The 13130-nt window shown below is 72.2% G+C and carries 10 protein-coding genes; 2 read left to right on the forward strand and 8 right to left on the reverse strand.

Annotated elements, in window-relative coordinates; translation table 11 throughout:
• From G6W55_RS31280 to gabT, 3 genes are all read right to left on the reverse strand, one after another.
• Window positions 1-346 (reverse strand): aldehyde dehydrogenase family protein (locus G6W55_RS31280; RefSeq protein ID WP_175524088.1); only part of this gene is annotated, 346 nt, incomplete at its 3' end.
• 359 nt (window positions 347-705) lie between these two features.
• Window positions 706-1365: a phosphatase PAP2 family protein gene (locus G6W55_RS31285; protein WP_175524089.1), complete on the reverse strand. Its 660-nt coding sequence runs from the start codon at window positions 1363-1365 to the stop codon at window positions 706-708.
• Between the two features lie 400 nt (window positions 1366-1765).
• Complete coding sequence (gene gabT, locus G6W55_RS31290) at window positions 1766-3100, reverse strand: 4-aminobutyrate--2-oxoglutarate transaminase (RefSeq protein ID WP_175524090.1); 1335 nt, start codon at window positions 3098-3100, stop codon at window positions 1766-1768.
• Between the two features lie 311 nt (window positions 3101-3411).
• Here gabT and G6W55_RS31295 point away from each other — a divergent pair, with 311 nt between their 5' ends.
• A complete protein-coding gene (locus G6W55_RS31295) occupies window positions 3412-5826 on the forward strand; it encodes an ATP/GTP-binding protein (RefSeq protein WP_175524091.1) in 2415 nt (804 codons plus the stop codon).
• A gap of 111 nt (window positions 5827-5937) precedes the next feature.
• Window positions 5938-7524, forward strand: a complete 1587-nt coding sequence (locus tag G6W55_RS31300) for a PucR family transcriptional regulator (protein ID WP_175524109.1) — start codon at window positions 5938-5940, stop codon at window positions 7522-7524.
• A 694-nt stretch (window positions 7525-8218) separates the two neighbouring features.
• Here G6W55_RS31300 and G6W55_RS31305 read toward each other — a convergent pair.
• The 5 genes from G6W55_RS31305 to G6W55_RS31325 form a co-directional block, all read right to left on the reverse strand.
• Entirely contained in the window at window positions 8219-8671 is a 453-nt protein-coding gene (locus G6W55_RS31305) for a hypothetical protein (RefSeq protein WP_175524092.1), read from the reverse strand.
• Window positions 8672-8789: 118 nt separating this feature from the next.
• Window positions 8790-10226 carry an FAD-binding oxidoreductase gene (locus G6W55_RS31310; protein WP_175524093.1) on the reverse strand — a complete coding sequence of 479 codons (1437 nt, stop codon included), beginning with the start codon at window positions 10224-10226 and terminating at the stop codon, window positions 8790-8792.
• A 22-nt stretch (window positions 10227-10248) separates the two neighbouring features.
• On the reverse strand, window positions 10249-11049 hold the full coding sequence (locus tag G6W55_RS31315; protein WP_030796982.1) for an ABC transporter permease: 801 nt from the start codon (window positions 11047-11049) through the stop codon (window positions 10249-10251).
• Window positions 11050-11979: an ABC transporter permease gene (locus tag G6W55_RS31320; protein ID WP_175524094.1), complete on the reverse strand. Its 930-nt coding sequence runs from the start codon at window positions 11977-11979 to the stop codon at window positions 11050-11052. It lies immediately after the preceding gene.
• Window positions 11979-13130 carry an ABC transporter ATP-binding protein gene (locus tag G6W55_RS31325; protein WP_175524110.1) on the reverse strand — a complete coding sequence of 384 codons (1152 nt, stop codon included), beginning with the start codon at window positions 13128-13130 and terminating at the stop codon, window positions 11979-11981. Before G6W55_RS31325 ends, G6W55_RS31320 begins: the two co-directional genes overlap by 1 nt.

Raw genomic sequence — 13130 nt, forward strand, 5'->3', positions numbered from 1 at the left:
GGGCCTCCTCGGCGGCGAACCGGAACACGGACACGGCCCGGCCGACCTCGCCGCGCGCCCACTTCACGGGCTTGCCGTTCTCGGCGGAGATGAGCTGGGCGATCTCCTCGGTGCGCTCGGCGAGCCGCTTGCTGACGTGGTCGAGCGCGGCGGCGCGGACGTGCGCCGGCGTGGCGGCGAAGTCCTCGCGGACGGCGTACGCGGCGGCCACGGCCTCCTCGACCTGCGCGTCCGTCGGCACACCGACCGTACCGACGAGCCGCCCGTCCCAGGGCGAGGTGACATCAAAGCTGTCCTCGCCGGAGACCTGACGGCCGGCGAGCCAGAAGGCGTGGCTGGAAGTCATGTCGATTTCCCGGCCCTTCCGCATTGGGGATTCCTATGGCTTTCGCTCCCACGGTAGGCGCGCCGACGCAACGGGGCGCTTGTCCGACTCGTACGGGTGGGGAGTGGAGGTACGCCGGATTGGCGGGGTGGATGGGATCAGCGGGGCCGGCCGGTTGGGCGCGGGGGCGGATGTGAGCGGGGCGGCACCGGTTCGGCGCACGAGCGGACCTCAGCGAGGCCGCGCCGGAGCTGGGCAGGACTCGCCGGATCGCCCCGGCAGCGGGCCACAGCGGGCTCCGCCGGTTCGGCGCAGCCACCGCGCCCGCGGACCGCGGCGGGACGCCGCCGGATCAGGACACGGGCGGCGGCCGCCGGGCTTCAGCGGGGCGCGCGGCGCAGCAACAGCCAGAGGACCGTCAGCAGCGTCGTGCACAGGCACCAGCTTGCGAGGACGTCCAGGGGCCAGTGGTAGCCGCGGCGGGTCAGGCCGTAGGAGACCGTCAGGATGAGGACCGACGCGGTGGCCACGGCCGTGCGGCGTTGTGCGGGTGTGGGGAGCCAGGGGAGGAGGAGCAGGGCCGCGCCGCCGTAGGCGATGGCCGCCGTGGCGGTGTGGCCGGAGGGGAAGTAGCCGGGGCCCGGGGGTACCACCGGGGTGCCGTACCGGGCGGTCCAGGCTTTCAGGGGGACGACAATCAGCGGGACCAGGGCCATGAGGATCATCGCGGCGAACGACGGCACCCACCAGTCGCCTCGGCCGGCCACCCAGGCCCGCCGGGCCACGTACACCGCGACCAGCAGAAGTACCGGCACCGCGACGGGCACGTCCCCCAGGTCGGACATCAGCTCGGAGGCCCGGTCCGGGTGGACGAGGGTCCGGCTGATCCGCTCGTCCAGCCGGAGCAGCGGTCCGTCGACGACGACCTGCCAGGTGATCAGCGCGAGGAGGGCGAGGGGGAGGGTGAGCAGCAGGGGCACCGGCGACCGGTGTGTGGACTTCTGCTGCTCAGGGCTCTGCTGGTCGGAGCGGGGTGGCATGGGGTACACCCTCTCAGCCCGGCCCGACCGGCGGCGCCTGAACGCGCCTGTGCTCGGAAGGAGGTCGGCCACCCCGGAACAGGGGGGGGTGGTTCCGGGGTGGCCGTCCGGACCGGGACGCCGGCCGCCCCGGGGGGTTTGGGGCGGGCGACCGTCCGATCGGTGTGGAATCCGAAACCTTGGGCTCCGGTGGTGTGCGCGAGGGCACGCCCAGGTCGAAGCCGGGAGGCTCCCACCCGGTTCGCCCGCAGTCCCCTGCGGGCGGGGTGTATCTCTCATCTGGGTAGAACGTACGGCAGTGGCAGGCGGTGCGACAGACGGAATCCCGTCCCGCCATCCACCTCGCACACGTTCTTCACACGCTCTGCCTGACGTGGGAATCGGCTGTGCGCCGCCCCGCTCAGATGCGGGCGAACGCCTGCTCGATGATGTCGAGTCCCTCGTTGAGCAGGTCGTCGCCGATCACCAGCGGCGGCAGGAAACGCAGCACGTTGCCGTAGGTGCCACAGGTCAGGACCAGCAGGCCCTCCTGGTGGCACGCCTTGGCCAGCGCGGCGGTCGCCTCCGGGTTCGGCTCCTTGGTCGTACGGTCCTTGACCAGCTCGACGGCGATCATCGCGCCGCGGCCGCGCACGTCGCCGATGACGTCGAACTTCTCGGCCATCGCGGTGAGGCGGGACTTCATGACCGCCTCGATGTGCTTCGCCCGGGCGTTGAGGTCCAGCTCCTTCATCGTCTCGATGGAGCCGAGCGCACCGGCGCAGGCGACCGGGTTGCCGCCGTAGGTGCCGCCCAGGCCACCCGCGTGCGCGGCGTCCATGATCTCGGCGCGGCCGGTGACGGCGGCCAGCGGCAGACCGCCGGCGATGCCCTTGGCGGTGGTGATCAGGTCGGGGACGATGCCCTCGTCCTCGCAGGCGAACCACTGGCCGGTACGGCAGAAGCCGGACTGGATCTCGTCGGCGACGAAGACGATGCCGTTGTCGGCGGCGAACTGGCGGATCGCCGGGAGGAAGCCCTTGGCGGGCTCGATGAAGCCGCCCTCGCCGAGCACCGGCTCGATGATGATGGCGGCCACGTTGTCGGCGCCGACCTGCTTGGAGATCTGGTCGATGGCCTGCGCGGCGGCCTCCGGGCCCGCGTTCTCCGGACCGGTGGGCCAGCGGTAGCCGTAGGCGACCGGAACGCGGTAGACCTCGGGCGCGAACGGACCGAAACCGTTCTTGTACGGCATGTTCTTCGCCGTCAGCGCCATCGTGAGGTTGGTGCGGCCGTGGTAGCCGTGGTCGAAGACGACGACCGCCTGGCGCTTGGTGTAGGCGCGGGCGATCTTCACCGCGTTCTCGACGGCCTCGGCACCCGAGTTGAACAGCGCGGACTTCTTGGCGTGGTCACCCGGCGTCAGCTCGGAGAGGGCCTCGGCGACCTCCACGTAGCCCTCGTAGGGGGTAACCATGAAACAGGTGTGGGTGAAGTCGGCGAGCTGGGCGGAGGCCCGGCGTACGACGGCCTCGGCGGAGGCGCCGACCGAGGTCACGGCGATGCCCGAGCCGAAGTCGATCAGACGGTTGCCGTCCACGTCCTCGATGACGCCGCCGCCCGCGCGCGCGGTGAACACCGGCAGCACGGACCCCACGCCCTGCGCGACCGCGGCGAGGCGGCGGGCCTGAAGCTCCTGCGACTTCGGGCCGGGGATGGCGGTGACGATCCGGCGCTCCTGCGGAAGGGCGGTCATGAGGGGCTCCTGGAGTTCTGGAGGTTCTGGGGTGTCCTGCGGTGATGCGGACGCGTTTCTTCTTTTCTCGCAGGCTAGGACGGGTCACGGAGGGTCGGCATGCTCCATGTGGGCGGTGTCGGCCGGACGGCTTGTCCGCCGTGGACATAGCCGTGGACAGGGCCGTAGACAGGGCCGTGGACAGGGAGCCGCGCCGCGGCTCCACGGGAACAACGCCGCCGCCCCGGCCGCGTAAGCGGTGAACTCCCCTTGCCCGCGCGTTAGATTGACCGCTGACGGTGGACGGAACGGCTGGTCAGGGAGCAGGGGCGATGGACAGCGACGGGACGCAGGACGCCCGGGGTACGCACGCGAATCCTGTACCGCGCCCGGCCGGGCCGCCGCGGATGCCCGCGGTACCGCCCCGGCCGGCCGGGGGACCGGGGGCCGTGCCCCCGCCCGCGTCCCCGCCGGACCAGCCGTCCGCGTCAGCCGTCGCCGCGTGGCTGGACGAGAAGCGGCCAGCCACGAGGCCTGGGATCTGGCGCCTCGGGTACCGGTTGCCGAAGGGTGCTCAACCGACCGAGCGGCTCGCGCCGGTCACGGTGGTCGGCGTGCTGATCCCCTTGGTCGTCGCGTTCGTGGTGTGGTCGTTCTGGCGGCGCGGCGTCATCCCATACCAGTTCACGCTGCTGCGGCCGTTCACCCCGGACGACTGGTGGTGGGGCGGGACGATCGCCTCGCCGAAGACCTCGGAGGGCTCCGAGGCCCTGACGGTCTACAACGGCCTCTTCTTCGCTGTGCTTGCCTACACCGTGGGCGTATTGGGCGGCTGGCCAGCCATCGTGCGCCACTACATTGGTCGCAGGCCTCAGCCGTCCCGCGCGCTGCTCGCCCTGGTGTGCGCGCTGTGCGCGCTGAGCCTGGTGTTCCCCGAGGCGTTCCCAGGCATCAACTGGGACGCGCTGCCGGTCGTCAAGCCGGTCTTCTCACTGATCGTCCTGATCTCGGGCAGCTACGAAGTGTTCACCTCCGTCCTGTTCACCGACGCGCTGTACGCGGCGATGACCCTGCTGATCGTGTGGCCGTTCGCCAAGGTCGGCGGCTGGGTGCCGTATCTGAAGGAGCGGCTCGCCGCCCGGCGCGCGGCGACCGGGGCGGCGCCGCTGCCGGCCACCGTCGAGCGGCCGCGTTCGCAGTGGCCGGAGCTGCGCGAGGCCGGGCAGTACGAGGCGGCCGACCTGCTGACGGCCGAGGTGGCCGGCGGGCGGATGAACGACGTGGACTGCGCGCGGGTGCGGCGGGCCTGGACGACGGGTCTGCCCGACTTCCGGGAGACCGTGCTGCGCGGGGGCGGGGCGGCCTGGGCGCATCCGTCGGGCGCCCGCGATCTGCCCCGGCGCGGGGCGCGGCACGATCTGCTGGCCGGGCAGGTGCGGGTCGGCCGCTGGGTGGCCGCCGAGCGCGCCCCGGCGAGCTATCACGACGCGGGTGCCGCGCTGGGCCCGGAGGCGCTGGGCACCTCGCTGCTCGCGGTCGGGCCGTCCGGGTCCGGCAAGACCCGTTCGCTGGTGGAGCCGCTGACCGAGGCGCTGGCGCTCCAGGCGCTGACCGGGGGCTGCGCGGTCGTCGCGGTCTCCTCCCCCGGCGGGCGGCCGCTCGGCTCGGACGACGCGTTCGACGTGATCGTGCGGATCGGCGACCCGTCGTCCGTGCACGACCTGGACCCCTACGCGGAGTCCGAGGACGCCGACGAGGCGGCCGCGATCCTCGCCGAGGCGCTGGTCGGGGACCTCGACACCGTGAACGCCCAGGGCGCGGCGACCGCGCTCGCCCAGCTCCTCGGCCCCTACCGGGCGGCGTACGGCCGCTTCCCGGGTCTGCCCGAGCTGCGCGAACTGCTGGAGGGCGAGCCGGGGGCGCTGGCCGCGCTGCGGGAGGCCGTGGCCGGGGACGACGTGATGCGCCGTGAGCTGGAGGCCCGCGCCCGGCAGACGGGCACCGCCGGGGATCCGGGCCGGGCGCTGGCCGACCGGCTGGCGCTGCTGAACCGTCCGGCGTTCGCCGGGTTCTTCGGCGGGGGCGGCGGGGGCGGGGGCGGCGAGACGCACCGCGCGTTCTCGCTGCGGGCGGTCGCCCACCATCCGCTGCGGGTCCGTGTCGACCCGCCCGAGCACGGGCACGAGGAGGCGGGGCGGCTGATCACCCGGCTGGTCCTCGCCCAGTTCCAGGCCGTCGTACGGGAGGGGCGGCGCGGCCACTTCGCCTGTCTGGTCCTGGACGACGCGACGGGCGCGGTCACCGCGGGGTCGGTGCGCCGGATCCAGCGGCTGCGCTCGCAGAACGCGGGCGTGGTGCTGGCGCTGCGCACGGTCGCGGACGTCCCGGAGGCGCTGCACGGGCCGCTGTACGGGGCGGTGGGCTGCCGGATGGCGTTCTCGGGGATCACCACCTGGGACGGCGCCCGGTTCGCGCAGACCTGGGGCACCGAGTGGGTGGAGACCACGGAGGTCGCCAAGCACACCGTCTTCGCCGACCAGCCGATGACCCGGGCCATCCACGCCCTGCGCAAGCTGGTCACCGGGCGGGCGGTGACCACGGACGCGGTGACCGTGCGCCAGGTCGAGCGGGAGCGCTGGTCGGCGTCCCGGCTGGCGCACGAGGTGCCGCCGGGGCACGCCGTGCTGTCGCTGACGACCGTACGGGGCGAGCACGCGCCGCCGCTGCTGGTGGACCTGCGGGGCTGAAGTGCGGAAGCGGGGCCGGGGATCTCTCCAGTGAGGCAGAATCGGCACTGACCCTTCATACGAAGCGGCCAAGTGATCGCCCCGCTGTTCCCCACTCCCCCTGAAGGCCGTATGCCGCCCACGCTCGCCTCGCTCGTCCATCACTCCGCGCTGAAGCTGACCGTGCGGGCGGGCGAGGACCGCCTGGACGTACCCGTGCGGTGGGCGCACGTCAGCGAGCTGGCGGACCCCGTGCCGTACATGGAGGGCGGGGAGCTGCTGCTGATCACCGCGCTGAAGCTGGACGCGGAGGATCCGCAGGCCATGCGGCGCTATGTGCGGCGGCTGGCGGGCGCCGGGGTGGTCGGGCTGGGGTTCGCCGTCGGGGTCAACTACGAGGAGATCCCGGAGGCGCTGGTCGACGCGGCCCGGCAGGAGGGCCTGCCGCTGCTCGAAGTGCCCCGGCGCACGCCGTTCCTCGCGATCAGCAAGGCGGTGTCGGCGGCGATCGCGGCCGACCAGTACCGGGCGGTGACCGCCGGGTTCGCGGCCCAGCGGGAGCTGACGCGGCAGATGCTGTCGGACGGCCCGGAGGGGCTGCTCGCCGCGCTCGCCGGACAGGTCGCCGGATGGGCGGCGCTCTACGACGCCTCGGGCGCCGTCGTCGCGGCCGCACCGGAGTGGGCGGGGCGGCGGGCGGCACGGCTCACGGCGGAGGTGGAACGGCTGCGGGAGCGGTCGGCGCCGGCCTCGGTGGTGGTGGGCGGCGAGGAGAACACCGAGCACGACGACCGGGTGGAGCTGCACTCCCTCGGCACCGGACGGCGGCCGCGCGCCGCGCTGGCGGTGGGTACGGCGGCGGCCCTGGGCACGGCGGAGCGGTACGCCGTGCACTCGGCGATCGCGCTGCTCACCCTGACCACCGAGCGCTCCCGCTCGCTGCACGCGGCGGAGCAGCGGATCGGCTCGGCGGTGCTGCGCATGCTGCTCGCGGGCGAACCGGACCATGCGCGGGCCGTCGCCGGGGACCTGTACGGCGAGCTGCTCGACGCCCCCTTCCGGGTGATCGTGGCGGAGCCGGCCGCGCCGACGGACACCGGTCGGGAGGCGATCGGCGCGCTCGCCGAGGTCGTCGAGTCGGCGGCCGCGCGCTCGGGTGCGGCGGTGCTGGTGGTGCCCGAGGGCGAACGTCTGGTGGTGCTGGCGGCGGACGAGGGCGCGGTGGTGACGGCGGCCACCCGGTACGCGTCGACGCTGGAGGGCGCGCGGGCGGCGGGCGAGGTCCGTGAGGAGGAGCCGGTGGTGGGTCTGTCGGCGCCGGCCGGGCCGATCGCGGCGGCTTCGGCCTACCGGCAGGCCGAACAGGCGCTGTCGGTGGCCCGGCGCCGGGGCCGGGTGCTGGTCGAGCACGAGCGGCTGGCGGCGGGTTCGGTGCTGCCGCTGCTGGCGGACGACGCGGTCCGGGCGTTCGCGGACGGTCTGCTGCGCGCCCTGTACGAACACGACGCGACCGGCCGCGGCGACCTGGTCGCCTCCCTGCGCGCCTGGCTCTCCCGCCACGGCCAGTGGGACGCGGCAGCCGCCGACCTGGGCGTCCACCGCCACACCCTCCGCTACCGCATGCGCCGCGTGGAAGAAATCCTGGGCCGCTCGTTGGACGACCCGGACGCCCGAATGGAACTGTGGCTGGCCCTGAAGGCGACGACCCCGGACGAGTGACGGCGGCGGCGCCGGTGACTGCGGTGTCCGGGGCGGGGCGAGCGGCGAAGCCGAGCCGACGGACCCAGCACGACGAGCACCACGTCCGCCGCGAACCGGCGACGGAGTCGTCCGGGGCGGGGCCACAGACCGGCGGCGGGCGTGCGTAGGGGCCGCCTTCCCGCGGGGAGTCGGGAAAGCAAGGCCCCGCCCGGGGCGCCGGAAGGCGCGCACGAACACGACGTCCGCCGCGCGAATCCGCGGTGGGGGCGGGAGCACGGGCCGACGGCGGGATCCGCGTGGCCCGTCGCGGGCCGGGTCTCGCCGAGCCACCCAGCACGTGAGGGCCGACCTTCGCGGGGCCCGTCCGGATCGTCGGACGGCGCACGACGAGCACCACGTCCGCTGTGCGAGCCCGCGCCGACATCGTCCGGTCGGGGCTCAGTCCGGCTGTGGGATCCGCGTCAGCCGACGAGGGCCGGGCCCCACCAGGCAGCCGACACCGACACGTGGGGGCCGGCGTTCCCGCAGGGGTCGGGAAGTCGGAGCTGGCCGGGGCGCCGGAAGAGCGGGCACGAACACCGCGTCCGCCGTGCGAACCGGCGCCGGCGTCGTCCGGGGCGCGGGCGCGGGCCGATGCCGTAAGGCTCGGCCTTCCCGCGGGGGGTCGGGAAGGCGGGGCCCGTTCGGGGCGTCGGTGCGGCCGGCCCGGGGGTCAGTCGTGGGTGTTCCCGGGTGGGCCCGCCGCCGCCTCGTGCATGGCCAGTTCCAGGAGGGACGGGTCGGTCAGGGTGCCGGAGCCGTCCGGGGGGACCAGCCAGCGGACGCCGCCGGTGGCCCGGCCGGGGTACGGGACGACGATCCAGGTGCCGGCGCCGGCCGTGCGGATGCCGGTGCCGATCCAGCGGGCGGCGGTGCCCGGCGGCACGAAGAACCCCATCCGGTTGTCGCCGAAGTCGACCAGCACCGGTCCCGGCCGGTCGAGGATGCGGGTGAGCACGTCGAGCGTGGGGTAGCCGAGTTCACCCGGCAGGATGAGTACGTCCCACGCCCTGCCCGCCGGCAGCAGCGCCACCCCCAGGGGGTTGCGCTCCCACTCCCAGCGGCAGGACTCGGGATCCGGTGCGACGGATGTCAGCCACTCGACCGCCGTCTTCGCCCCAGCCATGAGAAGACCTCCCTCTGCTTCCACGTGACGCGGTCGCGCCACGCAGAGGGAGAGGGAGGTTCCCGGCGAGCATTACGCGGGTTTCGGAACCTCTATGGAGTGAACCGGGTCACACGACCTAGCTGTCGAAGCCCAGGCCGAATTTGTCCATGGTCCGCAGCCACAGATTGCGGCGGCCGTCGTGCGCGTCGGCGCGGGCCAGCGACCACTTGGTGAGCGCGATGCCGGTCCAGGCGAACGGCTCCGGCGGGAACGGCAGCGGCTTGCGGCGGACCATCTCCAGCCGGGTCCGCTCGGTGCTCTCCCCGGCCAGCAGGTCGAGCATCACCTCCGCCCCGAACCGGGTCGCGCCGACACCGAGCCCGGTGTACCCGGCGGCGTAGGCGACCTTCCCCCGGTGGGCGGTGCCGAAGAACGCGGAGAACCGCGAGCAGGTGTCGATCGCGCCGCCCCACGCGTGCGTGAAGCGAAGCCCCTCCAACTGCGGGAAGCAGGTGAAGAAGTGCCCGGCGAGCTTGGCGTAGGTCTCGGGCCGGTCGTCGTACTCGGCGCGCACCCGCCCGCCGTACGGGTAGACGGCGTCGTAGCCGCCCCACAGGATCCGGTTGTCGGCGGACAGCCGGAAGTAGTGGAACTGGTTGGCGGAGTCTCCGAGCCCCTGCCGGTTCTTCCATCCGATCGCGTCGAGCTGGGCCGGGGTGAGCGGCTCGGTCATCAGCGCGTAGTCGTAGACCGGGACGGTGTACGACCGCACCCGCCTAACCAGGTTCGGGAAGATGTTCGTGCCGAGCGCCACCTGCCGGGCGTGGACCCGCCCGTACGGGGTGCGGACGGCCATCCCGGCGCCGTACGGCTTCAGCGCGAGCGCCGGGGTGTGCTCGTGGACGCGGACGCCGAGCCGCATGCACGCCTTCTTCAGGCCCCAGGCGAGCTTGGCGGGATGCAGCATCGCCACGCCCCTGCGGTCGTACAGGCCCGCCCGGAAGGTGGGCGAGTCGACCTGCGCGCGGACCGCGTCGGCGTCGAGGAACTCGACACCGTCGGCGAGGCCGCGGCGCTCGGTCTCCTCGTACCACTCGCGCAGTTCCCGCGCCTGGTACTCCTCGGTGGCGACGTCGATCTCACCGGTGCGCTCGAAGTCGCAGTCGATGCCGTACCGGGCGACCGCCGCCTCGATCTCGTCGAGGTTGCGCGCGCCCAGCTCCTCCAGCTTGTGGATCTCGTCAGGCCAGCGGGCGAGCCCGTTGGGCAGCCCGTGGGTGAGGGAGGCCGCGCAGAAGCCTCCGTTGCGGCCCGAGGCGGCCCAGCCCACCTCGCGGCCCTCCAGCAGCACCACGTCCCGCTGCGGATCGCGCTCCTTGGCGACGAGCGCGGTCCACAGTCCGCTGTATCCGCCGCCGACGACCAGCAGATCGCAGGTCTCGGTGCCGGTCAGCGCGGGCTCGGGGTGCGGCTTGCCCGGGTCCTCCAGCCAGTACGGGACCGGCTGCGCCTCGGAGAGCGACTTCGTCCAGGTGTTGTCTTCAGTACCACGGCTCATGGCGCTCGGGGCCATGATTTCAACTCCCTACAGGGGCTTATGCCTTTTGTCTGTTGCGGCGATTGCTGATGACCATGGAGGTCAGGACGAACAGTACGGCGATGAGGAACATGGCCGTACCGATGACATTGATCTGAACGGGTGTGCCGCGCTGTGCGGAGCCCCAGACGAACATCGGGAAGGTGACGGTCGAGCCCGCGTTGAAATTGGTGATGATGAAATCGTCGAAGGAGAGCGCGAAGGCGAGCAGCGCGCCCGCGGCGATTCCGGGGGCGGCGATCGGCAGGGTGACCCTGATGAACGTCTGGAACGGGCCGGCGTAGAGGTCCTGCGCCGCCTGCTCCAGTCTCGGGTCCATGGACATCACGCGCGCCTTGACGGCCGTCACGACGAAGCTGAGGCAGAACATGATGTGCGCGATCAGGACCGTCCAGAAACCCAACTGAGCACCCAGGTTGAGGAACAGGGTGAGCAGCGAGGCCGCCATGACGACCTCGGGCATGGCCATGGGCAGGAAGATCAGCGAGTTGACGGCACCCCGCGCGCGGAACCGGTAGCGGACCAGTGCGAAGGCGATCATCGTGCCGAGGACGGTCGCGCCGAGCGTCGCCCAGAAGGCGATCTGGAGGCTGATCGACAGCGAGCCGCACATGTCGGCGACCCCGCAGGGGTCTTTCCAGGCGTCGGTGGAGAACTGCTGCCACTGATAGTTGAAACGGCCCTTCGGTTTGTTGAAGGAGAACACCGTGACGACGATGTTCGGCAGCAGCAGATAACCGAGGGTGAACAGTCCCGCGATGACGACGAGATGGCGCTTGAGCCAGTTGACGAAGGGCATTTAGACCAAGTCCTCCGTCCCCGACCTGCGGATGTAGAAGGTGACCATGAACAGAATGGCGGCCATGAGGATGAAGGAGAGCGCCGCCGCGGTCGGATAGTCCAGGACGCGCAGGAACTGCGTCTGGATCACGTTTCCGATCATGCGGGTGTCGGTCGAGCCGAGGAGTTCGGCGTTGACGTAGTCACCGGCCGCCGGGATGAAGGTCAGCAGCGTGCCGGAGACCACGCCGGGCATCGACAGCGGGAAGGTGACCTTGCGGAAGGTGGTGATGGGCCGGGCGTACAGATCGCCGGCGGCCTCGTGCAGCCGTCCGTCGATGCGCTCCAGCGAGGTGTAGAGCGGCAGCACCATGAACGGCAGGAAGTTGTACGTCAGACCGCACACGACCGCGAGCGGGGTGGCGAGGACCCGGTCGCCCGAGGTCCAGCCGAGCCAGCTCGTGACGTCCAGGACGTGCAGGGTGTTGAGCGCCTCCACGACCGGTCCGGAGTCCGCGAGGATCGTCTTCCAGGCGAGGGTGCGGATCAGGAAGCTGGTGAAGAACGGCGCGATCACCAGGATCATGATCAGGTTCCGCCAGCGGCCCGCGCGGAAGGCGATGAGATACGCCAGCGGATAGCCGAGCACCAGACACAGGACGGTGGCGGCGGCCGCGTAGGAGACCGAGCGCAGGAACTGCGGCCAGTACTCGCCGATCGCGTCCCAGTAGGTCGCGAAGTGCCAGGTGACCTTGTAGCCCTCTTCGAGGGAGCCGGTCTGCACGGACGTGGACGCCTGGTAGATCATCGGCAGCGCGAAGAACACGACCAGCCAGAGCAGACCGGGCAGCAGCAGGAGATACGGCGTCCAGCGGCCGCGCTTGCGGGGCGGTTTCCCCTTGGCGGCGGCCGGGGCGAGCGGCGGGGGCGCCTCGGTGAGTGTCGCCATCAGACCGCCGCCTCTTCCTGGATACCGGCGTCGATGTCCTGCGCGGCGTCGAGGCCGAAGGTGTGCGCGGGGCTCCAGTGCAGGACCACGTCCGCGCCGGGGACCAGCCGGGCGTCACGCTCCACGTTCTGGGCGTAGACCTCGAACTCGGGGCAGACCGCGCTGTCGATGACGTACTGCGTGGAGACGCCGATGAACGACGAGTTGGCGATCTTCCCGGTGATGCGGTTGCGGCCCTCGGGTATCTCGCTGGCGTCGTCGGCGTGGCTGAGGGTGATCTTCTCCGGGCGGACGCCGACCAGCACCTTGCCGCCGGTGGCGGCGGGCGCCGAACATCGGGCGCCGGGCAGCACCAGCTTGCCGCCGCCGGCCTTCAGGACGATGTCGTCGCCGCTCCGGGTGTCCACCTCGGCCTCGATGAGGTTGGAGGTGCCGAGGAAGTTGGCGACGAACGTGGTCTGCGGGTTCTCGTACAGGTCCGCGGGCGAGCCGAGCTGTTCGACGCGGCCCGCGTTCATCACCGCGACCGTGTCGGCCATGGTCATGGCCTCCTCCTGGTCGTGGGTGACGTGCACGAAGGTGATGCCGACCTCGGTCTGGATCCGCTTGAGTTCGAGCTGCATCTGACGGCGCAGCTTGAGGTCGAGGGCGCCCAGGGGCTCGTCGAGGAGGAGCACCTTGGGGTGGTTGATGAGCGCGCGGGCGACGGCGACGCGCTGCTGCTGGCCGCCGGAGAGCTGGTGCGGCTTCTTGCGCGCCTGCTCGCCGAGCTGGACCAGCTCCAGCATCTCCTCGACCTGCTTCTTCACGCTCTTGATGCCGCGCCGGCGCAGACCGAAGGCGACGTTCTCGAAGATGTCGAGGTGCGGGAAGAGGGCGTAGGACTGGAAGACGGTGTTCACCGGGCGCTTGTACGGCGGCAGGACGGTGACGTCCTGGTCGCCGAGGTGGACGGTGCCGGAGGAAGGTTCCTCCAGGCCCGCGATCATGCGCAGGGTGGTGGTCTTGCCGCAGCCGGAGGCGCCGAGCAGGGCGAAGAACGAGCCCTGCGGGACGGTCAGGTCCAGCGGATGGACGGCGGTGAAGGAGCCGTAGGTCTTGCTGATGCCGGTGAGGCGGACGTCGCCGCTGCCGTTGTCGGTGGTCTTCAT

Source organism: Streptomyces sp. CAI-85, from assembly GCF_013363615.1.
In the GTDB taxonomy this organism is placed as follows: domain Bacteria; phylum Actinomycetota; class Actinomycetes; order Streptomycetales; family Streptomycetaceae; genus Streptomyces; species Streptomyces antibioticus_B.